15 protein-coding genes and 1 tRNA gene are annotated in these 22,122 nt (G+C 54.2%); 4 read left to right on the top strand and 12 right to left on the bottom strand.

Annotated features, from left to right (window positions below; all coding sequences use genetic code 11):
- A partial coding sequence (locus tag AC5S3R_RS08175; protein WP_494266526.1) for a lipo-invert putative C-terminal anchoring domain-containing protein occupies positions 1-214 on the top strand: 214 nt, incomplete at its 5' end.
- A 267-nt stretch (positions 215-481) separates the two neighbouring features.
- Here the strand turns inward: AC5S3R_RS08175 and AC5S3R_RS08170 are convergent.
- A complete protein-coding gene (locus AC5S3R_RS08170) occupies positions 482-676 on the bottom strand; it encodes a hypothetical protein (protein WP_494266525.1) in 195 nt (64 codons plus the stop codon).
- Positions 677-2,023: 1,347 nt separating this feature from the next.
- Between AC5S3R_RS08170 and AC5S3R_RS08165 the strand changes: the two genes are divergently transcribed.
- Entirely contained in the window at positions 2,024-2,344 is a 321-nt protein-coding gene (locus tag AC5S3R_RS08165; RefSeq protein ID WP_494266524.1) for a DUF5983 family protein, read from the top strand.
- A 44-nt stretch (positions 2,345-2,388) separates the two neighbouring features.
- On the opposite strand, the gene AC5S3R_RS08160 is transcribed toward AC5S3R_RS08165, so the two are convergent.
- The 8 genes from AC5S3R_RS08160 to purS all read right to left on the bottom strand — a co-directional run bounded on the left by AC5S3R_RS08160 (position 2,389) and on the right by purS (position 12,236).
- On the bottom strand, positions 2,389-4,062 hold the full coding sequence (locus AC5S3R_RS08160; protein WP_494266523.1) for a hypothetical protein: 1,674 nt from the start codon (positions 4,060-4,062) through the stop codon (positions 2,389-2,391).
- Positions 4,044-5,870: a TnsD family Tn7-like transposition protein gene (locus tag AC5S3R_RS08155; protein WP_494266522.1), complete on the bottom strand. Its 1,827-nt coding sequence runs from the start codon at positions 5,868-5,870 to the stop codon at positions 4,044-4,046. Before AC5S3R_RS08155 ends, AC5S3R_RS08160 begins: the two co-directional genes overlap by 19 nt.
- Positions 5,870-7,552 (bottom strand): ATP-binding protein, encoded by a 1,683-nt coding sequence (locus tag AC5S3R_RS08150; RefSeq protein ID WP_494266521.1) that lies wholly within the window; start codon positions 7,550-7,552, stop codon positions 5,870-5,872. Before AC5S3R_RS08150 ends, AC5S3R_RS08155 begins: the two co-directional genes overlap by 1 nt.
- Positions 7,549-8,349, bottom strand: a complete 801-nt coding sequence (locus AC5S3R_RS08145) for a Mu transposase C-terminal domain-containing protein (RefSeq protein WP_494266520.1) — start codon at positions 8,347-8,349, stop codon at positions 7,549-7,551. The genes AC5S3R_RS08150 and AC5S3R_RS08145 overlap by 4 nt, the downstream gene beginning before the upstream one ends.
- Positions 8,346-8,858: a TnsA endonuclease N-terminal domain-containing protein gene (locus AC5S3R_RS08140; RefSeq protein WP_494266519.1), complete on the bottom strand. Its 513-nt coding sequence runs from the start codon at positions 8,856-8,858 to the stop codon at positions 8,346-8,348. Before AC5S3R_RS08140 ends, AC5S3R_RS08145 begins: the two co-directional genes overlap by 4 nt.
- Before the next feature lie 851 nt (positions 8,859-9,709).
- Positions 9,710-9,880 carry a hypothetical protein gene (locus AC5S3R_RS08135; protein WP_494266518.1) on the bottom strand — a complete coding sequence of 57 codons (171 nt, stop codon included), beginning with the start codon at positions 9,878-9,880 and terminating at the stop codon, positions 9,710-9,712.
- Between the two features lie 161 nt (positions 9,881-10,041).
- Positions 10,042-11,925 (bottom strand): glutamine--fructose-6-phosphate transaminase (isomerizing), encoded by a 1,884-nt coding sequence (gene glmS / locus AC5S3R_RS08130; RefSeq protein ID WP_494266517.1) that lies wholly within the window; start codon positions 11,923-11,925, stop codon positions 10,042-10,044.
- 65 nt (positions 11,926-11,990) lie between these two features.
- Positions 11,991-12,236 carry a phosphoribosylformylglycinamidine synthase subunit PurS gene (gene purS, locus AC5S3R_RS08125; protein ID WP_494266516.1) on the bottom strand — a complete coding sequence of 82 codons (246 nt, stop codon included), beginning with the start codon at positions 12,234-12,236 and terminating at the stop codon, positions 11,991-11,993.
- A 1,181-nt stretch (positions 12,237-13,417) separates the two neighbouring features.
- Between purS and AC5S3R_RS08120 the strand changes: the two genes are divergently transcribed.
- Positions 13,418-13,972 carry an inorganic diphosphatase gene (locus tag AC5S3R_RS08120; protein ID WP_494266515.1) on the top strand — a complete coding sequence of 185 codons (555 nt, stop codon included), beginning with the start codon at positions 13,418-13,420 and terminating at the stop codon, positions 13,970-13,972.
- Between the two features lie 157 nt (positions 13,973-14,129).
- A tRNA-Ser gene (locus AC5S3R_RS08115) sits at positions 14,130-14,223 on the top strand.
- Between the two features lie 51 nt (positions 14,224-14,274).
- Here AC5S3R_RS08115 and bcsA read toward each other — a convergent pair.
- The 3 genes from bcsA to AC5S3R_RS08100 form a co-directional block, all read right to left on the bottom strand.
- A complete protein-coding gene (gene bcsA / locus AC5S3R_RS08110; protein WP_494266514.1) occupies positions 14,275-18,702 on the bottom strand; it encodes a UDP-forming cellulose synthase catalytic subunit in 4,428 nt (1,475 codons plus the stop codon).
- Positions 18,699-19,640 carry a cellulose synthase operon protein YhjQ/BcsQ gene (locus tag AC5S3R_RS08105; protein ID WP_494266513.1) on the bottom strand — a complete coding sequence of 314 codons (942 nt, stop codon included), beginning with the start codon at positions 19,638-19,640 and terminating at the stop codon, positions 18,699-18,701. The genes bcsA and AC5S3R_RS08105 overlap by 4 nt, the downstream gene beginning before the upstream one ends.
- Positions 19,641-19,936: 296 nt before the next feature.
- Positions 19,937-22,120 carry a hypothetical protein gene (locus AC5S3R_RS08100; protein WP_494266512.1) on the bottom strand — a complete coding sequence of 728 codons (2,184 nt, stop codon included), beginning with the start codon at positions 22,118-22,120 and terminating at the stop codon, positions 19,937-19,939.
- Positions 22,121-22,122: the final 2 nt, after the last annotated feature.

Genomic DNA, 22,122 nt, shown 5'->3' with positions numbered 1-22,122 from the left:
TCTCTTTCCAGTGCGCAAACGTAACCTTCCAAGGGCCATGATGCTCGTCCTGATACTGGGACTGGCCGGCGGATTCTCCTTGTCGCTCACCGGATGCGGAGGCAATGGTTACAAGTATCCTGGGACCCCAACCGGAAGTGCGGTCCTGACCGTTACGGCGTCATCAGGAACCATAACGCAGAGCCAAACCTTCACCATCAACGTTTCGAAGTAATTGGGACGTTGCTGCAAGAGAGGCACGCAAGGATTTTGCGTGCCTCTCTTGCTATTTGCGAATATGCAACATCGACATTCATCCGATATGTAACGTGTCTCTTGCCCGTCCGAAGATCTTTCAAAATAGCTGAGTGCTTCAGGACAAAAAGGCGGAAGACACGCTCATTTGCGCGCCTTCCGCCCGGTTATGTCCTTCATGAGTGCAAGTACGGCAGTGATACTCAGTCAGCGCACAGAAGCTGACGGCCTATTGCTGGTGCGCCTCTTACTTTTTCGTCACATTGACCTGTACGAGAACGGCATTTGCAATCTGCGTCGTACCGGAGGTTCCCGTTGCGGTGATTGTGACGAGCGCTGTGCCGGTAGGAGTTCCCCGTGAAGAGGAGTCACCGCCGGAGCAGCCGGTCATCATTGCCAGCATACCTCCCATTGCTGCAAGCAGAACCAGAGCAGCCGGCAATCTCTTGCGGCGTATGCCGAGTGGAAGCGCTTAAGCCCTATCGTTCGTACGATTGCAAAGGGGACAAGAGTGCGGATGTAGACGACCTGTTTTCGACTACGGACAAAGGCCCTAAAAATATGATGCCCTGAATATATGTTTAACCTATATAACAAGTTGTTGATTTCTAGATTCCTGAAGTTTGCGGTTGCCCCTTAAACCACACAGTTTCGGTTGCGCAATTTGTCTACTCATTCTGGGGAGTTCAGGCACATTCGCAATTTAGATACAGACAATTCAAGCAAATCGCTCGAAGGAATATCTCTGTGCGCGGCCCATCGCGCTGCCGTTCATGGCCTATCGGAATGCTTCCTCTAGTCGGAAAGTAAGCGTTACGGCCTCGGGCCAGGCATGTTCGGTGAAGAGGTTCAATAGTCCGGCTACAGCAGTTGCTACGCTCGATTGTTTCAAGAGATCACGGAAATCAGCGATTGCCCTTAGCGTCAGGTGCTGCTCGAAGGGCAATGAGGCGAACTGAAAAAGAACAGGTTGGAGGACGCCACCGGCTGCCGGACCGAACTGCGCGCGTAAAAAAGCAAGAACTCATTGCCAAGTTCGTGGCCTAGCTTGTGAGCGAGCTGCAGGGGTGAATGCTGGTAGCGGTTTCGGATAAGGTCTACGTTGATCTCTCCATCCCGCACTTCCACGACTCTCGTCTCAAGCCTAGCAAGCAGTTGTGACCAAACCGGGTATCCCGCCCAGGAAGAAAGCCCCGCGCCGGTCATAGAAAACATCCGACGCGACCGCAGACTCTCTATCAGCCGCAGTATCGCTTGCTCGTTTAACTCTGGGCGAGAAATCGGCAAGATCGCGCTCCTAAACTTCACATTCTCTTAGGATAAATTGTTTATAAAGAATCCCTTGAAAGAATATCTTCTAACGACCGGTCATACGGGCTGCAGGAATAATAAAGTGTCATCCTCTTCAAAGCTCGTCCATGTAGTTGGTGCACTCATAGTCAACAAAAAGCCCCCGCTCTCTTCCGTCAAACTACACATTTTGTGTAGGAAAAATTACGCATCACCGATGTATCGGTCTTGCGTAGTTTGCAAAAACTCTGACTTATCCTATTGATTCTTCGCGTGTTGCGAGATGCAATGCGCCTTGAGTTTCCGACACTAGGAAGCTCGACCAACCCAGTCAACCAGCAAGAAGGCCACCCGTGAGGGTGGCCTTCTTTGTGCCTCTAAGCCAGGAGCGCGCACGATGTTCCGAGCTTAGGGCCAGCGGGCTCGTTGAGTTCTGCTAGCAATCGGCAGGATTCGTTGACAAGAAATCAAACAATTCTACAAAAAAGAGGAAATCATCATGGAGTTCCAGACGTACCAATACGCAGACATTTCGACCGCATATCTCGCCGAGTCCGATTTGGACTTGATTTCAAATTTCAATGCCCCTAACCATATCGCTGAGCACGACACCGGGCGCGCATCTTTTTTCTTCCCTCCGCCGCAGGATCAGGCCGTTCGCCAGCGTTTCGCAGAGGAATCCCGCGCATTTGGACTTAGTGAGCAGTTTATTACGATCATGCTTGAGTTAAGTCACCAGAGGATTCAATATGTGCGCTTCGACGCGGATGGCGGAACCGTCGAGGGACTCGATAGACGAGATGATGGCGATTCCAACTAGTATTTTCCGTCATCTGATGGGCCGACTCCTCCATGGGACGCTCGTCAGTCCGTCCAGTCGTTATTCAGAGATAGTTGTTGCCAACACAGCTCTGAGTTGAGGCGATGGACCCATCGCTTCACGTACTCCTGGTCTTCAGCGCGGTCGTGCATTCGCAATAACCTCGGAATCCTCTTAATCTTCACAAACCGTGATAACCGGGATTCTGTGTAAACGCTCCAGTGGCCGTAGCTCCAGATAAGGTTTCCCATGATTTCGTTGACATGACCAGCAACTTTACCAAGTGGAGTGGGCGTTTCATATCGAAGCAGTAAAGCAGACAATCCACTTCCGCCCGTGTGATCCACATCGATCAGAACTCGCGGATGGCAATTCTGGGCGGTAAAAACTGCCAGCAGATAGGTGCGACGACGTGGGCCGCAAAAGGAAAAGGCTGAGCCATAGTTCAGATAGTAAAGCCCTCTTGTCAGAGTCAACCCTGAATAGCTGTGTTCCACTTTGCCGAGCGTTTCATGCAGCAGTCCAAGGTCGCCGATTTCAGTCCACGGCGCCAGCGGGAGTACAGAGAAATCAACTGGGGGAAGCGCGTGGCCGAAAGCGACTTCCCCTACGCTTGCCGTCTGCGGGATTACTATTGGCCGCTTAGGAGTGACCTCTCGGGCTCCACTTATTTGCTGATTTCGTCGATTATTGGGCTCAGTTCCACTGCCAGATTGGAATGGGCTGAAACGGGTGCGGGCCTGCTTGACGATAAACGCATAATTGGCGAAGGAACCTCTTTTGCCGCCAAGAAGGAGCACATCCTGATTACGCCGTGTCTTGGACCCGACATTTCCATCAACAATATATTCACGGTTCCGGCGCGTGCGACCTGCGTTAACCTTGGACCGTCGCGCGCCACTGCCGGCATATAGGCTTTTACGCGATTTTTCATAGACGGCCGGATGAGTCCAGGTAATCGTCTCGGCAGGCAATAGCCGGCCAGAAATTGACAGTATCTCAAGCACGAGAGATTCTCCTTCGTGCTCAATGCCGCGGAACTCAATGCAACAGTTCTTTAACGCAGGCGGATTGAGGGCGAGAAAGTGCTCGCCTGCACTTCGTCTTCGGATGCTGTCCCATGCTCTGCGGCCGTCTGGATCGATGGCCAGCCACGCAAATTCATTCACGAATTCGAGTGAGATTGCTTTTCGAGCCAAGCGATCAGTAAATTCGATAGTAACTTCCTTATATCTGCCAGGGAGAGGCACAACTGCTAGATTCATCAGGCCCGACGGTAGCAGCAAATGCTCGGCCAAAACGCGGTTGTGGAGGAATAAGAATCGGATCAACTCAACAGTCGGCACGAGATATTCCTTTGAACCAGCCCTATAGCGCAGAATTCTCTGGTCACCACCACTGTGGCCAATCCGATAATGCTCTTTGAAGATATTGCACGTTTGCGCTGTGATTTCTTCTGCCAGCGACAAGTCCCCAAGGATAATTTGAGATTCCTTGCCTGTACGGCGTGCCATTTGTACTTCGCCCCTCGACAGAACAAGCCCAGGTGTAAGCAGTGGCAGCAGGCTAAATGGAAGTTCCACTCCGAACATTGCGCCACCGGTATGGCTGAGGAATTGGCCCTGAACTTGCAGCCCCTTTGCAGGATTGTCAATGTAACCGTCAATCCAGCGCAATTCCAGGTCGCCCCTATGACGGATTAACGATTTGATGACCATGCTGCGCTCCGTTCGGATGCAATCAATGCGGCCTCCACGGAAGGGGCGCAGTTATCAGACAATCCCGCAAGGCGCCGGATGCGCCAGGCGACTGTGGGCATTTCGGTGAGGCGGAGTTCATTAGCGGCCCACATGACACGACGACATTGAATTGCTTCTACTGATTCAGTTACCTCATTGAGTGCTGCTACGCAGAGAGGTAGCTTCTCCAGACGAGACTCAAACCAATTCGGTCTACCAAGCAGCCGCTCTAGCGCCGCTCGGGTAACTGGAACGGGTGGAGTCTTGGCACGAAGATGAGTCGCGCCGTCCTTCAATTCAGCAGCGAGCAGCGCATCGATTTTGGACCAGTTTTTCCGTGGCCTTGCTCCGCGTTTTGGCAACGGAAGAGGTGGCTGTGATTTCAGCCAATCTGCGTCATGGCGATAAAGCCAGGTGTAGACAGCCGGCATCTTCATACGGAGTTGCTGGCGTGACAAATTGGGCCAGACCTCGTGTCCCGAAGACCATTTGGCACGCATCCTATCTCCATCGTGCTTGGGCGGCTTGGGAACTACTGACCATCTCTTCCAGTTTGCTTGCAGGCCAAATTTGCTCGTATAGCGGCGAACGGTATTGGTATCGACTGACAAGGCACGGGCGGATGCACGTAAACCCGTTCCGGCGGCCACCAATTCACGCAGGCGCGCCTCGAAAAATGGCCCCAAGTCGAGAATCCTGATGCGACTTCCTAACTCAGTCGATTGACTGAAAGCATAGCCGCAAGTACAGCGAAACACTTCGATTGTCTTCCCACCTTCTTTATGAACGCCGCTCTTCGTCATAGAGAGTAGCTCAAAGTGCTTTGCTAAAGGGTTTCTACATGGCAAGAGGTCACGAGTGGAAAAGTACACTGGCTTACGCCGTGGCGTTGCTTCTAACAATAGCTGCAAGAGAATGTGCCGCAAAGGTGAGAACGATTTTCTATGCTTGCGCGTGATTGCTGACAGCCATTGATCTGGATCAGCGAACGGAAGAATGGTGATAATCGGGTCAAAATGCGACGTGTATGCCTCTAGCAATGATTCCTGATTGAGATGTGAGCTTCCTTTACAGAATCCGCGCTCCACCAATTCCGAACGATATAGGTTGCCCCACTGCTGTAATGAGCGAGGAGCCGGCGGATTAACCAGAACATCGACACTCTTCTTTGCTATATCAACTAGGAGCTTTACTGCCCTCGGGCTCCATTTTCGTCCTACTCGGCGCGGACGTGGCGGACAGTTGCTCACGTCGGCAACGATGAATTCATGTTGATTTGTCGCGGATGGAGTGACCGTACTATCGAGAAGAGGGACTTCGTGATGCGGACAAACAAGTACGCCGGGGAGTTGGTGAGATCTCATCCAATAGAGTTCTTTGAACTTAGCCAGCATTTCAGCTCTGCATATTGGGCAGTAGCGCAAATAACAGGAAAGCTGCACGTTTCCAGACACGAGTCCAAGACGGTAATGCACACCATCTGCTTTGCCTTCAGTTAAGAGCGAAAGCGCCCACTCCTGAACGTCTGGAGGATGAAATGCAGAAAGATAGGGAAAGAGAGTGGCACTCTTCGTGAGGCCTTCAGGCGTCAACAGCCTTTTAGCCGGAAGATTCCTGCAAAGGCGCGCCAGGTTGGTTTGCATTGCCACTCCCGCGCGCACACGCCTACTGCCAAAAAGATAGTCCAAGCTATGCTTAGGACTCTCGCTGCATGTAAGCCAATGGACGCGAGCCAGTAAGCTATACAGCAATTCATCAGGATGAATTGGGGGTAAGAAAACAGCCATTACGATGCTCGAAAGAGTTTCTCCGCTGGTGAAATCATGCCGGCAGATGCCAACGCTTCATGGGCCGTGATTTTCTTGCCTTTGCCATCCTTTACAATTTGACGGACATCACCATCCTGCAGGACAGGCTTTGGCTTTCGCTTGGTGGTAGCCGGCTTTTTAGACAAGGGGAATTTTGGAGTTGGAATTGATTTGGTAGGCTGCATTTGACTGAGAATCGCTGACATCAACATGGCCGGATCATCGGTCTGTACTTGCGCACAGGCTGTAGAAAGCAGCGTCTCAATGATGTCCTCGCCTATCTCAAGTTCTGCCAAGGAATTGCGAACCCTCTGCCGAGCATCCGTGGATTCTGCGGGAGTCCGAGGAGTACTCGGCGGTGCATACGGTGCATCCCTGTGGGCGCTTGACGGCACAGAGGTCATGAATATTTCTTGGATATGCTCATGAAAAGGTCTAATGTCGTCATATTGAGCAATAGCCTCCCTGTCACCTTTTTTCAGTGCAGTCAGCATCGACCCCAATAGCTTGAAATTCTCCTTTGCAACGTGCTTAAGCAACTTTGGAGTGAGTTCCTCTGAGCGAGGAGCATCGTGATTTGATTCAGAGTTAGTGATTACAGTCATCTGGGCAAGAATGAACAGCTTCACTGCCAAATCGAGAATTCCTTGCGTCTCTTCGTAAAATGTATTGATAATTTCATCGTTGATTTTGGTCTGCTTTGTTGTCCACTGGAATTTCCAGAGTTGATTAATAAAGTAGTCCCACCCTTCTGTGCGGTCGAGGCGGTCCCAAATACGGCTTCCGAGGCTACTGGCCCGGCGCGCCACTCGCAGCGAATCTATCAACAAAGGAGAGGCGGCCAGCGTGCCAACCAGCAACATCGGAACGCCAATCTTATTGATTAGTGTCAATAGGAAATTGAGCAGCTTTGCGCGCTCCTTATCACTCTGCCCTCTGTATCTCCGGTTGGGAGAATCCTTAGTGAGCAGGTTTTGTAATTCATCTATCACCAGCAATCCGAGCCCGTGTCGTGTCGCAACACTTCCCATCTGCGTTGCAAGCACGTCGAGATTGGATCGGTGATACTGGCGAAAATAGTTTGTGCCAATCAACGCATCCATTGCCTGAAAGAACTCAAGGCAGAGTTGACGGGCAGATCCGGCGTGCGGACATTCCAACTTTAGCCACACAACCTGCTGGAAGCTGAAAGGATTTACGTGCTCGATAACCTGTGGATACAACTTAAGGATTCTTCTGGCGGTCTCTGTCTTACCCATTCCAGAGCACCCAATCAGGGTTAGGCCCGCCGCAGTTGATGATGCTGAGTTTGCTTGAGCTAGCAGATTACGCTGAACGACTCGTGCATGGTTATTCTGCAGATGCTTTAAGTAGCTCCCGTCGCTGATATTCCGCCCATCATACCCATCGCGAATAAGATGTGCCAATAACGTCTCCAGTTCAAGATGCCTCCTCATCGGCCTAAAGAAGTGCCGATTTAGTCGCAATACGCACGCACGGCGCAGATGATGCGGATACTTTCTTTCTCTGACACTGAATATTGGATCTTCTGAGAGTTTCGCGATTGCATCTTGATTCGACATCAACGGAGGCAAACTTGCGATGAAGGGGTTACCTAAGTGCTCCGGCAGTATTGTCGTGGGAGTATTGATCTTCTTCATTTGCTTTTCCGGCTGAAATTGAGAATGTTGGGGGTTATTTCAGGAAGCCTATATTCATCTACATCAGGCTCCGACACGCCATTTTCTTTCGAGATCCCGAATTCGTGACCACGCGAATCACGCACAAATGCGTCGCGCTTGCGCAATGCCTTCTTTTCTTCTGCGCGGTTTGCTTGAATATTTGCAGTCTTTGCACGCTTACTCATCGGTGACGATGTTTGCCGGCCTTTTGCCGCACGCGCCTCCTTGACTACGCTTTCAACATGGCGCTTCAGATCGATTTTGCTTGCCATCTCCTTTGGGGCGTGATTGGCATTCATCTCTCGCTCTGACTCGCGTATTTCGTCGATTTCCCACAACGACATTGATCTAAAAACGAGACTGCGGTCAGTAAGATCGCATTTAATGAACTTTCCTTGGCCGTGCAGATAAATCGCATCCATGCAGCGCGGGTCATAGGAGATACGCACCTTCCAGACCCCGCGCTGACGCGCTCGCTCAAACCAGTGACTGCTCAAAGCCTCATTGCAGGAATAAAAGCATCCATAGAAGTCGATACCGGATGCCGTGATGGTTGCTTCGTCCGTTGGCAGTAGGCTCAGTTTGACTTGCTCATGCGGATACTGCAAAGATCGGCCATTGCGCCTCTGGACGCCCCACTCCCACAGTTCTACAGGGATTGGTTTAACCCCATCGGCAAGCATATCCAGATCACGAGGATAATCCTTGATTATGTGAGCATTATTGTGGTGCAGTACACAACCAATGACAACGCGGGTAAATTCATCGATATTCAACTCGGCGTCCAGTCGGTAGCAAGCATTCGCAGCCACTGTAGATTTTTTGTGAGAATAGGAGAGAAATCTTGTTCTGTAAAAATGTGAAGCGGAATCCCTTGCTCGGCCCACGCGCGGCGCTCGATTTCGAGTTTCTCCAGCACACGGTCTTTTTCGAGTTCAGAAGCCGGCTTCACAAAGCAGGCTTCCAGATTCGTCTTCCCATGTCGGCAAACGTCTACAAGGAAATCCGTAGTCATCACGATCTGCGTTTTCGTAACATTGTCAGCGGGATGGCGGACGCCTAGTTCCTGCGCAATGCGGCGAGTAATCTCTCGATTCAGTGGAAATTGCTCACGAATGTCCGTTACATAGTCGCACCAGTCCAAACGCAGGAACAAATTCCGCTCTAGGTCAGACAAAAAGTGATGAATGCGACCTGTCTTGCGGCCAAAAAACACGGTGTGAACGCCCTCTGGAGGAGACGTCTTGAACCGTGAGCCAAGGAAGATACTCTGCACCGCGCCCACGTCCTCTCCCTTCTTTTACCCACCGGGCAATTTTCTTTTCATCTATCCGTCGATTCCGATTAGCCATGACTAATCCCGAGCACATGGCATTCCAGTCGCGCCATCTTGTACATCACAAGTCTTTAATCTTCCTCTCTATAGCTTTTCCCGCAAGATTCTTTCTTCGGAGCGGCACGTACTTATTGTTCCCGATGTGAGAGGAACTTGGTTTCACAACTGTTTTCTGGTTATGGAGCAAATGCACTGAAATAATGCTGCGAGAATACTGATCCCGAATAACCGCGATATATGGCGGAAATATTTTGCCTTTGATTCCTAGTTCTCCCACAGTATCAAGGAGCATCAGGTCAAGCTGAGAATGTGTAGTCACAGGACACCTTGACGGCTTTCTATAACCTCAAATGTAGAGATTGCTATGACGAAGATCACATAGAAAAGTGCCCAATAATCGACCGATGTTGTCGGCTTAAGCTTGGAGCGTTGGATATTCTCGCTGCCAACTCCTCTCCCACCGCTTCCATGCCAAGGTTATTCGGATGCGAGTCGTCAACAGTTCGATTTCTCTGCGAAGAACCGAGCAGACCGGTGTTTCAATCGGGCGGAGGCACTTGTTTCTACAACGATTCGTTGCGCGCCAACCTGCCGGCGAGATCAGTGTCCCTATTTCTTCGACATTGGAAGTGATGCCCAATTATGCGAAACCGCATAATGCGATTTTGCATAATTGGTAACTGCTTCCAAGAATGGCTAGAACAACATCGGTGGTTAGTCAGGTGACTTAATCGGCTCGATTAGATCGGGATGATTGACGCGGACATTTTCCGCATCGGGCTTCACACGCCAGATTTTCATCAGCTCGGAATCGTATGGTCGCAATAAATCAACTGGAGGTTGCTGCGGACGCCGGGCTCAAGCCAGCGATTGTAGTCGTGCGGATCGAGGATATCGACATTGCCGCCGGCCTGCTCGGAGTAGACCTTTTCGATGGTGCCGCTGGTGGCGATGAGGTAGATGGTTCGCATGACTTCCTTAGCACTCAATCCTGTGGAGTTTGGCACTTTACAACTCTATCGCCGGCCAACTCCAAGTTCAGAATGAAACTTTATTAGTAAGGATGAGACTTTATTATCGAGGATGAAACTTTATTATTCTCGAACAGCAACAACGATTCGTCAGACACTGCTTATTCTACGGTTACAGATTTGGCCAGGTTGCGCGGCTGGTCCACGTCTGCTCCGCGGCGGACGGCGATGTAATAGGCCAGCAGTTGCAGGGGCACTACTTCGAGAAGCGGCGCCAGCAGTTCCGGCGCTGGTGGCACGAAGATTGTCTGCTCCACGAGGCCGCTGATTGTTTCGTCGCCTTCAGTGGCAATCGCAATGACGCGCCCTGACCTCGCTGTAACCTCCTGCACGTTGGAGAGCGTCTTTTCGTAGCGCAGCACGGAGGCTGGGTCCGATTTATCCCGCGTGGCCAGCACTACTACCGGCAGCGTTTCATCGATGAGCGCGTTGGGTCCGTGCTTCATTTCGCCGGCGGGGTAGCCTTCGGCGTGGATGTAGGAGATTTCCTTGAGCTTGAGTGCGCCTTCGAGCGCGATAGGGAAGTGGATGCCGCGGCCAAGGTAGAGAAAGTCGCGTGCGTTGGAGAAATGCACCGAAAGCTTTTCGCAGAGGTCGGAGGAAGTCTTCAGCAACTCTTCCAATTTGCCGGGGATTTTATTCAGCTCTTCCATCAGCACGACCGACTGCTCTTTATCCATGTGGCCGCGCAGTTGCCCGAGCTTGAGCGCGAGAAGGAACAGCGCTGTTAACTGCGAGGTGAATGCCTTGGTGGAAGCCACGCCGATTTCTGGGCCGGCGTGGGTATAGATGGCTCCGTGCGCTTCTCGCGCCACCATTGCGCCGACTACGTTGCAGATGGCGATTGTTTTTGAGCCTAGGGATTTCATTTCGCGCTGCGCTGCGAGAGTGTCCGCTGTTTCTCCTGATTGCGTGATGAGCAGGCCGAGCGCTGTTGGGTCGGGGATTGGGTTGCGATAGCGGTATTCGCTTGCGTAGTCCACGTCTACCGGCAGACGCGCCAGACGCTCAATCATATATTTGCCGGCAAGGGCGGCGTGCCAGCTTGTGCCGCAAGCTGCGATGTTGATGCTGGTGGCGCGTGCCAGTTCTTCATCCGGCAGGTCCATTTCGCCGAGGAAGACTTTGCCTGAGTCGAGCGAGATGCGGCCCATGGTGGTGTCGCGGATGGCTCTTGGCTGCTCCCAGATTTCTTTGAGCATGAAATGCTTGAAGCCGCCCTTTTCCGCCTGGATGGGGTCCCAGTGGATGCGTGTCAGCTCGCGCTTTACGGGGTTGCCGTCGAAGTCTGAGAACTCCACGCCCTGCGGGGTGAGGATGGCCATATCGCCGTCGGCGAGGAAGGCCATGTTGCGCGTGTAGTGGAGGATTCCAGGCACGTCTGAGGCGACGAAGGATTCGCCTTCGCCTACGCCGATGACAACGGGAGGGCCGGAGCGCGCGACGATGATTTTGTCCGGCTCAGAGGAGGAGAGCACGCCTAGCGCGAATGCGCCGGTGAGCATTTTTACTGCACGGCGCACGGCATCTTCCAGCTTTAGCGGGGCACCTGCGGATTCCGCGTCTTTCTGAATCTGCTCGATGAGATGCGCGATGATTTCGGTGTCGGTTTCGGTGACGAACTTGTGCCCCAGCGCTGTTAGCTCGCGCTTCAGCTCCAGGTAGTTCTCCACAATTCCGTTGTGGACGACCACGATGCGGCCTGTGCAGTCGCGGTGGGGGTGCGCGTTTTCTTCCGTGGGGCGGCCATGGGTAGCCCAGCGCGTGTGGCCGATGCCATAAGTTCCATCGAGGGGGTGCGTTTTGAGAACGGCTTCGAGGTTTCCGAGCTTGCCCGGGGCGCGGCGGAGTTCAAGCAGTGCCGCGTTGTGCCCGCCTACGGCGATGCCGGCGGAATCATATCCGCGATACTCCAGCCGACGCAGGCCTTCCACGATAACGGGAACGACTTTTCTGGGGCCCACATAACCGACGATTCCACACATGGGACGATTGTATGGGAGACCCGCTACTGAGTTGTAAGCGGAAAATAAATGCCGCTCGTTCTCAGCTAGTCCTCAATGCGGTACGTGTACTCTTCGATGACGGGGTTGGTGAGCACGTCGCGGGCAATCTGCTCTACGAGCGTCTTGGCCTGCTCGGCGGAGAGCCCTGCGGCGAGGTTCAGCACAAAATACTTGCCCTGCCGGACGCCTTCCACGTCGTTGTGGCCAATTTTGCGGAGAGCATTCTGGATGGTCTGGCCCTGGGGGTCCAGGACTGAGGTCTTCAGCGTAACGTAGACATGCGCCTTCATTATCCTTGATGATAGTAGGACGATACTCTTCACGTCCAGAACCCCAATAAAAATGCGGGTTTTGGCCGATAACTTTGCTGTCCACTGCTGTCCAGCAGCGTGGACAGCAAAAGGAGAGAATCGACCAGTGTTTTTCGATAGCCAAAGAAACACCTTTTTTTCGGTGCTCGGCCCTTTGGTGCGCGTCCAGCGCCGCCAAAGAGCGGCGGCACAGTCCGCGCAAGGGGCCTCGGTCAGTTCCGCCCGTTCGCGTCGCCGCACGCTGCGTCACCGAAACGCGCTGAACGCGCATTCGGCTCCTTGCTGCCAGTCGCTTCGCTCCCGGCTCGCTCACTCCCCTCCGGGCTGCTCGGCCCCCTCGCGGGGCGTCCGGCTCGTGCCTCGCCTACCTGCGCTCCATTCGTCGCGCCCCCGCGTCCCGCCTCGCCCCGCTCCGCTTCGCTACGCGGCGGGGCCGAAAAACAAAGACGGCCCCGGCCCTTCGTACACCAAGCCATAAAAGGCAACGGCAACAGCAACGGCAAAAGCCAAGACACTCGGCGTTGCCTCGCCACTGCGCCGCTTCGCGGCGCTGCCGCGTGGCGCGGTTCGGGTGCGCGTGTGTTCGCCTCAGTGTGTCGCACCTTGTCAAGGGCGCTTCGCGTGGCTTCGCCACTCCGCTGCGCTACGCCCCTGACTGGCGGCGCGGTGGGAAGCATCCATGAACACACGCGCTGTTGCTTCTCTCGTCACTCGTCGTCCTTGCCACTGGTGCTCGGTCCCAGTCGGCACGCACTCCCTGTTCGTTCGCACAGTCGGCCAGGTGTCCCGGGTCCGTCACTTCTGCTCAGTCGGCTGTCTTGCCGCATGGTCCCACATCACGGCAGGCCAGCCGCACCAGCCGCCATAGCAGCGCGGCGCTGGTGCGCCGCGCTGTCCAAAATAGTGCTGTCCAAAAATCTTTGGACAGCAATGGAAAAGCGCATAAATGCTGAACTTTACATTTTCCTCTTGACTCCTTGATGATAGTAGGACGGGTTGGGGCTGGAGATTCATCCAAATGCCTGGCCCGTGCATCTATCTATTCCGTACACTCTGTCTTTTGTTGGTCTGGCGGCAGCGCGGTAGTTGGAGGATGTGCAAGATTTCATGCCCCAGCCGGATAGAAAGAGAATCCCCCTGAAGAAGATAGGAGAAAGATTATGGTGAATTATCTGGAGTTGCCTATTGGCGACCGCTTTCCTGAGGCATTCCGCACGGTAATCGAGATTCCCAAGGACGGTACCAACAAATACGAATATGACAAGCAGCTCCATGTTTTTAAGCTTGATCGCAACCTGCACTCGCCTGTGCATTATCCCGGCGATTATGGTTTTATTCCGTCTACGCTGAGCGACGATGGCGATCCGCTGGATGTGCTGGTGCTGGTTCCGAATCCGAGCTTCCCGGGGTGCATTCAGGAAGTGCGGCCTATTGGCTTGCTGGAGATGCTGGATCAGGGCGTGCTGGATGAAAAGGTGCTTTGCGTTGGTACAAAGAATCCCCGCTATTCCAATGTGTGGAACTATACGGATATTTACCCCCACATGCTGAAGGAGATTACGCACTTCTTTTCGATCTACAAGGATCTGGAAGGCAAGCGCGTAGAAATCAAGGGCTGGCATGATGCTGCTTATGCTCGCGAGCATGTGATTCACTCTGCCAAGCAATTTGAAGAGAATGCAGCCAAGGTGGCTGCTGCTGCGGCGGCTAAGTAAAGGCTGTGTGGAAGAATGCAGGGCCGCTCCGAGGAGCGGCCCTGTTTATTTTTGGGGAATGTCTGCCGGGAGTTTGGGAGGCGGGCACACAAAATGCCGGAATTTGTAACTCCCTGGTACCCATATTGCGCGGTTCCGGTATAATCCAAGCAGACCCGGAGAGATGGCCGAGAGGCTGAAGGCGGCGGTTTGCTAAACCGTTATAGGGTTGTAAAGCTCTATCGAGGGTTCGAATCCCTCTCTCTCCGCCAGCGTCTCCCCTTCTGTCTATTCCCTAAATCCAAAAATACTGCGGCCGCGCTCTACTTTGGCGCTGTTTCTGTTGGGGCCGGATTGAGCCGGGCCTTGGCGCGCTTGTCCAGGCGCATGCGAATCCACGGAACGATGAACAGGCCGAGCACGAAGGTGAGCGGAACCAGCAGCCATGGGAACTCGCGCAGCCAGTAGCGCAGCATGTCCCACGGGGGTAAATAGCCAACATGATAGAAGCGATCGCCTACGCGGTAGGAAATAAATGTTGAGTCGTGCAGCACGCTTACGGATTCACTGATGTCGCTTGTTCCGGCGGATGTCCAGAAGGCGCTGATGAATGCGTCGGCAGACTCGTTTTGCTTGAGAGTGATGGTGACAACCGACCTGTTGTGGCTCCACGGAGATTCAATTCCCTGTATCAGCGCGTCTGGTGAAGCGCCGATGCTCTCAATCAAGCCGCTTCTCTGGCCCGACTGGCCGAGCTTGTACCACCAATCGGGGCGCAGCTCCGACACCTGCCACCAGGCATGCTCGATGGTCTGGAAGAATCCGCTTGTATCTTTGACGCTGTATCCATTTTGCTGCGGTACAACAGACAGCTTGTCTTTCAGGCGGTCAAATGCAGGCTGATCATTCGGCGTGCCAATTATCAGGTAATCCGAATCCTGACCAAGCTCTGCAGAGTTCCCTACTTGTACACGTAAAGCCGGATATCCTGTCTGCTCACTGAAGTAGCTTGTCAGCGCAAGATACGTTGCAATCTCATCCGCGGAAGCTTGCGCAGGCAAAATAACCCTCGTCTGCCCCAGATCCGCAAAGCGCGTGAATGGGAAGCCTGCGTTCGCGAAGAGCTGCAAGTTCGGCATCGGTGCCCAGTGCGGAAGCCCCTTAATATTCAGGTATGAACCGCGCAGAATTGCTCCCTGCAGGTTGATGGGTGCGGTGTCTTCGCATTGGCCTTTCTTGGCTATCTGGAAGTAGAAGTGGAACAGCAGCGTATTGGCAAAGGGCCGCATGTCCTGCAGTGGCACAGCTAAATCCGCAGCAAGTTGCTTGCTTGGATTGTCTTCGTGCGGCAACGGTACCTGCTGCACCATCGAGCCATTCGCATCAATGCGCAGAGTGGATTCATTGGCCAGCGCAATTGCGTTATAGCGGTAATCGGTGTGCAGTTGCAGCGTTTTTTTCTCGCCGTAATAGAGGTCAGGCGGGACGCGCAGGTAAACGGCTACCGGCGCGGAACCATCGCTTTGCAGTTCGGATATGCCTGCATAATCCCAGAACGGTACGATGCGGTCGGTCTTCATCCACAGCGGGGCATCGTCGGCCTGGCGCGCTGCAGGTAGCTGGAAATTGCTGATCTGTGCTGTGTCGCCTTGCAGAAGGATATTGCCGTTCGCAAGCGCCTGCGCCGCAGTCAGCATTTGCGCGGAGTCTGTTCCGCCAACAATCAGGATTTCGCCATACGGATCGTTGGGATTTGTACGCATGGCAAGCACTGGCCCATTGATTTGCAGATTGAGACCCGCTGGAAGTGCCTGCGCACTATCTACAAACAGCACGGCATGGCCTTTGGGGAGAGTTGTGCCTACCGTTATTGGAAAACGCAGCGGTTTGGATTTGACCTGCGTGCCAAACCAGGAGGCCACCACTCCCGCGGCACTGAGGGCCTGCTTGTTGGGCTGCGCTGTGAACATCACAGGGATTGAAACTGTGTCGCTGCCCACGGAGCCGTCATAAAACGGTAGCGGAAGGATCTTCAGATCGTCCGTGACATCTACTCGCGCGCCGGAAAGCTCAATCGAGCTGGTGTTTTCTATACGGCTCCAGAGAGACGAGTGCGATGGGTCTTCGCATTGCAGCGTGTAATGCCCAATAAACTGGAATTTTAAGTTGTTGTTGCGAACGATCATGTCCGTGGGCAGGGGAATCTCCGCATCCAGCTCTCTTTGCGATGGGCCGATATTCTGCGGAGCCGGCAGAGTCCCAACCAGCGTGTCGTTCAGCATCACGTTAATGTGGCTCAGCGAAGGAATCAGGCTTGGCGAGAAAGTATAGTGAAGCTTCAGAACTGCTTTCTGAACAACAGCAGTGTTCGGCAGCGTGAACGGAACATTCTGCGACGCATCTACTCCGCGAAAAACAATTGCCTGCGGAACCCCCACATCATGCAGCGCAAATCTGGTTTGATAGGTGCCGCCATTGTTGCTGTTGTCAAGCGTGCTTGCTGTCGCCGGAACCGGAGCAGGAAAGGCCTTCGGCGCATTTTGCCCATACAGCACTGCTGCTCCTGAAAGCAACATCCCAAGCACCAGCAGAGTCGCAGCCGGGGCAGTGCTCTTTTTCGGAATCCAATCAAAGAGTGCCCAGCGCACACCGTTCACCGAGAGTTGAACAAGGCGGAGGAAACTGTGCATCGGTCGATCCGTAAGACGATTTGCAGCGCGGCTTAACCAGGCATCAGCATCGGCATAAAGCACAAGCGTCAGTACCTCCTTCTCTTCTTCTGAGAGTGCATCGAACTTCACCTGCAGATCATTGCCCGGCGCTGCTACCACGCGCATCGGAAAGGTTGCATCACCATCTGCTCTCTGGAATGTAATGCGAATCTGGGTATCTTTCGCCAATGCAGTCGGTTGTTGAAACTTCAACCGGGCGCCGCCCAAGGACAGGTCCACAGTCTCTCCCGCTAGCTTCGTTCCATCCGGCAGCTCAATCTCGATCGGCTTCTTGGTATAAATACGAATCTCCGAGCGCACCTGCTTCGACTCGTAGGCAACCGCATTTGCCGTTCCCACAATAATCGTATTGAACAAAATCCAGACAACATTCATGATGACCGTGCCCGGCTGCCCAGGGTTCCACCAGAACATCCGAATCGGCGCAACGACCAGCCCCAGTACGTTCAGCAGAATCAGGAACACATACGGCCGCGCAATCGAAGCATCAAAGTAGCTGCTCTTCACAATGCCGCCCTTGGCCGTAACGTTAAACTTGCCCAACTTCGGATTGATCATCGCCATCAGCGTTGGCCCCAGGATGTAAGGCGCCAGCACTGTCTCATAGACCTCGTTCCAGAACGAGTAGCGATGTTTCCCTTGTACGCGGAAGTTTGTCAGGTTGGAAAGAAACAGGTGCGGCGCAGAGTAGACAAGAATCGCAGCCCAGAACCCCGGAATGTTGATCTTCCCCAGCAGCATATAAATCAGCGGTGAAGTAAGAAACACAAGCCGCGGTCCTGCATAGAGAAAGTGAATCATTGCATTGAAGTAGCACAGCCGCTGCGGCATCCGCAGCCCTTTTGCAAACAGCGGATTATCCGTACGCATGATCTGGATCATGCCGCGAGCCCAGCGGACGCGCTGGCCTACGTGTCCGGAAAGACTCTCCGTAGCCAGCCCAGCGGCCTGCGGAATGTTGATATACGCCGTGCTCCAACCGCGCGTCTGCATGCGCAGTGAAGTGTGCGCATCTTCTGTCACGGTTTCTACCGCGATGCCGCCAATCTCATCAATCGCGGTACGCCGCAAAATTGCGCACGAACCGCAGAAGAACGTTGCGTTCCACAGGTCGTTGCCATCCTGGATCACTCCGTAGAACAATTCGCCCTCGTTGGGAATCTTCATAAACTGGTGAAGATTCCGCTCAAACGGGTCTGGCGAATAAAAGAAGTGCGGTGTCTGCAGCATGCCCAGACTTTTATCCTTCAAAAACCATCCGAGCGTTAACTGCATAAAGCTGCGCGTAGGAATGTGATCGCAATCGAAGATCGCCGCATAAGGCGCATCAAGCTGCTGCAGCGCATGGTTAATATTGCCCGCCTTGGCATGCTTGTGCTCTGCGCGGATGATGTATCCGCATCCCACCTCTTCACAGAATGCGCGAAACTCTTCGCGCGTGCCGTCATCGAGCACGTACACATGCAGCTTGTCCGGCGGATAGTCCATATTCAAAGCCGCAATCACCGTCGTACGCACAATTGTCAGCGGCTCGTTGTAGGTCGGAATCAGCACATCCACATGCGGCCAGTCATTCACATCCTCGGGCATAGCCACCGGCGGACGATGCAGAGGACGGATCGTCTGGACATAGCCCAGGAAGAGAATTACAAACGCATAAACTTCCGCAGAAAGCAGAAGCAGCATGAAACCAATATTGATGAAGCCAAGCTTATGGCCGTCCTTCGAAATTGCTTCCACCACGCCGGAGATGCGCCAATACGCATAGCGGGCTGTGGACAGCATCGAAGCCAGCATCAGCGCAAGCGTAACGCCTTCCGAGTTCGAGATGCGGTGAATAAAATATCCCGCAAGAATGGTGGCCACAGCCAGCACAGCTTGCTCAGGCCATTGAAAGACAAGAGTAGCCACCTCGTAGCCAAGAAAAAGCAACGTGCAGTAAATGAACAGCCGTGTCAGGCGGGCAAAGTAGCCCTGGCCCGCACCAATCATGTCCCATCTTTCGATGATTCGAGTCATGCTTCACTCCACCGCCCAGAGTGCGTAGCGTGCTGCGTTACAGGTAAAGCTTTCTGAACCCACAAAGCCAACTCAGTAAAATCATTTGCGATTTCCGATTCCGATTCATAATCGACAACGGTCATTCTGCCCGAAATTGCCTCGGTTACAGCCGCGCTACGGCGAAGAGAGATAGGCAATAAACGGTCGCCAATCTGACGCTGAATCAGTTCCCGCCCCTGTTGTTCCCTCTCGCTCTGCTCATCCAGCTTGTTCAAAATGTAGAGAGGCTCGGGCAGGTCGGGCTGGCGTTCATGTACGGAACGGCTGAAAGCCTCCACGCGCGGAATACTCATGATGGAATTGATATCCACCACCAGCGGAATCAAAAACATCGAGCATAGGGGGAGAATTTCAGGCAGCAATCCAAGCGAAGCCGGACCAATATCGAATATCGTCCGCTGCGAGTTCTGCATCGCAGGCTTGACTTCTTTTTCCAGCCACTCGTGGGTAATGTTTTCTGCGCCCAGGATGCGGATGGGAGGAGTGTTTGACTCCGGCGAGTGAAACACGCGCATTCCGCGGCGCATATCCTCGGCACCAAAATAATACGGCAGCAAGCTGCTCCATGTAGCGTCCACCAGCAGCACATGCTCATTCCGTGCGCTCAGCACCCGCCCCAAGTTCGCAGCAATCGTAGTCTTGCCCACCCCGCCTGCAATGGACATGATTGCAATCGCCGGCCGATTCACGGCTTTGGGTTTAGTCGGGATCGGCGCAACCGGCGGCACAGAAACATGCACTGCAGGAGGCGCAACTGGTTCTACCACCGCAGGCTCTGCCTGCAGTGGTGGATCAGGCGCGGCTATAGGTGCCGCAGGTGCGGGTACAACTGCAGCCGATTCGGCCGGAGTCTCCGCCGGAGCCTCCGGCACGCTTACTTCCGCTACCGGATGCATCGTTGGGCGTGCTTTTTGAGCACGGGTAAATACACGATATGGCACATCTTCGGCATGGGCAAATGAGTATAGCCGAGCTACATCCCGTGCCAATCTTTCTGCCGATTGATCGTCCGTTTGAGGGTGTTCCGTATCTGCCACAGGGGAGCCTCTGTTCAGATTTAGCAGTACTGTCTATCAGTTTGGATGCACTCTACGACGTAAGTGTTGATTTCGTTAGGAGTTTCGGTGAAATTTCAAAACCCCTTTGGGCGGCAGAATAGCATGATTGCTATGCTGGCTGCGCGGTTTTCAGGCTATTCCGTGGCAAAGAGTGGCTCGGCTGCTACCTCTTGTGCCATGCGGTCCACGACGCTGGCCAGGGTTCGCGTCATGCGATAGAGGGCTTGCTCGCGCTCTGTAAACTCGTCTCCACATTCTTTCTTTAACGCATCGAGGTACGCGGCCAGGCCGCTCTCTGGAATGCTGGCTACGGGGCGCTTTCCTGTTTCCACTGCGGGTTTGCCGGGGAGCTGTTTTTCCAGACTTGCGGCAATCCAGCGCAAGTCGGCTACGCAGACTTCCCGGAAGCGGTCTTCTACGTGATAGAAGGCGCGGGTGCGCTCGGAGGAGTCGGCGAAGACGCGGAACTGCAGCAGAGGTGCTTGCAGCAGGTAGAAGGTTCGCTCCGAGGCTTGCCAGCGACGAATGCGGTCTCGCGCTGCCAGATGGCTGGCGCGCTGTGGGCCAGTTTCAAAGGGGATGGCGTCCATCTGCGCGTTTACTTCGCCGAAGTTTGCATAAATCTGGTCGCGCTGGCGGCGGAGTTTTACGATTTCTGCGGCGCCGGCGTTGATTACCGTCGTTTCTACGAGGTCGGCGAGAAGCCTTGTGTTGCGGACAAAGATGCTGACCATCTCCGCGGAGGCCTGCCGCGGATAAAACCGCTCAAAGACCAGCCACATCATGGAGATTCCGAGCAGCACGCCGAGTACGCGGTCTCGCGCTACGCTGAGCGAAAGGTTCAGCGTGGGTTCGCTCAGCGTAATCAGGTAATAAGCTAGTGCAATTTGCAGTCCTGCATAGGAGAGGCGGGAGCTGGAGGTGGAGACCCAGGACGCGATGGCTGTGACTACGGCGAATTGCACGACGAATCCGCCGATTGTGTCTACGTAGGGCAGGACAAAGATTTGCGTGCCCATGCCGAAGACGAATCCGCCGAGAATGGCTCCGGCTACGCGCAGGATTTGCTTTTGGCGGGATGCGCCGATGTTTGACAGGCCTGTCAGCGTGCACGTTGTGACCGAGGTGGCGATGGTGGGCCATGCGAGGCCCATGTAGAGGATGTAGCAGAGCATTGCGGCCAGCGTTCCGCTCAGTGCGTAGCGCAGATGCTCGGGATTGGAAAAGGCATCGCGAACGAGAATGGGAGAGGAGCTTTGCGCGGTGTCGAGAATCTGCAGGCGGGCGTCCAGAGAGGCATCGCCGGAAAGCACGGATGGGACCAGAGACATCATGGTCTCCAACTCATTGAGCAACGGCGTTGCGCCTGAAGCGCCTTCCGGTTCCCACTGTTCGAGATGCTCGTTTTGCAGCGTGGGTGATTGAAAGCATTGGCGAATCTCCGCAATGTGCGCGGCCAGTCTGCCTGCGCGCTCGCGGTCCGGCTGCTGCAGGCTGGGCGTGGAGGCGGCCAGGGCGGCTGCGAAATCAATGGAGCGGCCTACCAGCGAGACCAGCGCGCTCATGCGCATCCGATGCAAACGCTCGTCACTCATGCGCGCAAGATGACGGCGCAGCGAACCCATGCCAACTACCGCATAACGTGAGAGCTCGCGTACTGTTTCCGCAGGCAGCGGCTGATTGGCGGCGTAGGCCTTCATCAGGTCTTCCATCTGCTGGAGGCGCGCGCCGACGCCGGAGGTGACTTCATCTTCCTTGAGGAGGGCGTGAAATACGGCCTCAACACAAAGCGTTACGAATGCGCCAAGCGCTGCCGCGCAGACCTGCCATAGCGTGAGCTCCACATTTCGCTCTGCAGGGCCGGGAAGATACCAGATGGCCAGGATGTTGGTGACAATGAGCGGCAGCGTGGAGGCTACGGAAAAGTTTGCCACGACGCGCAGCGTGTAGAAGCAAAGAAAGATGCTTACCGCTTCCCACAAGAAGTGGGTGAGCGGAATGGACGCAAACATTCTGCCGCCGATGGGGATGAACAGGGCAGCCAGTGCGAAAGTTGCGACGCGCAGCAAGGCGGATTGGGCCGTGGCCAGGATGTCTTCGCGGGAGAGAATGAAGGCCAGCAGTACGCCGATTGCTCCGCCGGGAATACGAAATGCTGCTACGAGGATTGCCGTAATTGTGGCGGAAATTACCATTCGCGCTACAATCGCCCCGCGGCCCGGATAGGGAGCAAGCTCCTTGCGCAAAAAGTCCGGAAACCATGCAGTTAGTTGCGCTACATGGGGGATTCTGGGCGCGGTTGCGGGCGTTGTGCTCATAG

The organism is Occallatibacter sp. FHG110214_02 (assembly GCF_059115385.1).
Note: the sequence above shows the minus strand (reverse complement) of the source record. Positions and strands in the feature narration are given on the sequence as shown.

What these genes read in the sequence shown, in the direction of transcription:
- AC5S3R_RS08165 (WP_494266524.1), top strand. Translation starts at nt 2,024, where the DNA reads ATGGAGTTCCAGACGTACCAATACGCAGACATTTCGACCGCATATCTC.
- AC5S3R_RS08160 (WP_494266523.1), bottom strand. Translation starts at nt 4,062, where the DNA reads ATGGTCATCAAATCGTTAATCCGTCATAGGGGCGACCTGGAATTGCGC.
- AC5S3R_RS08155 (WP_494266522.1), bottom strand. Translation starts at nt 5,870, where the DNA reads ATGGCTGTTTTCTTACCCCCAATTCATCCTGATGAATTGCTGTATAGC.
- AC5S3R_RS08150 (WP_494266521.1), bottom strand. Translation starts at nt 7,552, where the DNA reads ATGAAGAAGATCAATACTCCCACGACAATACTGCCGGAGCACTTAGGT.
- AC5S3R_RS08135 (WP_494266518.1), bottom strand. Translation starts at nt 9,880, where the DNA reads ATGCGAACCATCTACCTCATCGCCACCAGCGGCACCATCGAAAAGGTC.
- glmS (WP_494266517.1), bottom strand. Translation starts at nt 11,925, where the DNA reads ATGTGTGGAATCGTCGGTTATGTGGGCCCCAGAAAAGTCGTTCCCGTT.
- purS (WP_494266516.1), bottom strand. Translation starts at nt 12,236, where the DNA reads ATGAAGGCGCATGTCTACGTTACGCTGAAGACCTCAGTCCTGGACCCC.
- AC5S3R_RS08120 (WP_494266515.1), top strand. Translation starts at nt 13,418, where the DNA reads ATGGTGAATTATCTGGAGTTGCCTATTGGCGACCGCTTTCCTGAGGCA.
- bcsA (WP_494266514.1), bottom strand. Translation starts at nt 18,702, where the DNA reads ATGACTCGAATCATCGAAAGATGGGACATGATTGGTGCGGGCCAGGGC.
- AC5S3R_RS08105 (WP_494266513.1), bottom strand. Translation starts at nt 19,640, where the DNA reads ATGCATCCGGTAGCGGAAGTAAGCGTGCCGGAGGCTCCGGCGGAGACT.
- AC5S3R_RS08100 (WP_494266512.1), bottom strand. Translation starts at nt 22,120, where the DNA reads ATGAGCACAACGCCCGCAACCGCGCCCAGAATCCCCCATGTAGCGCAA.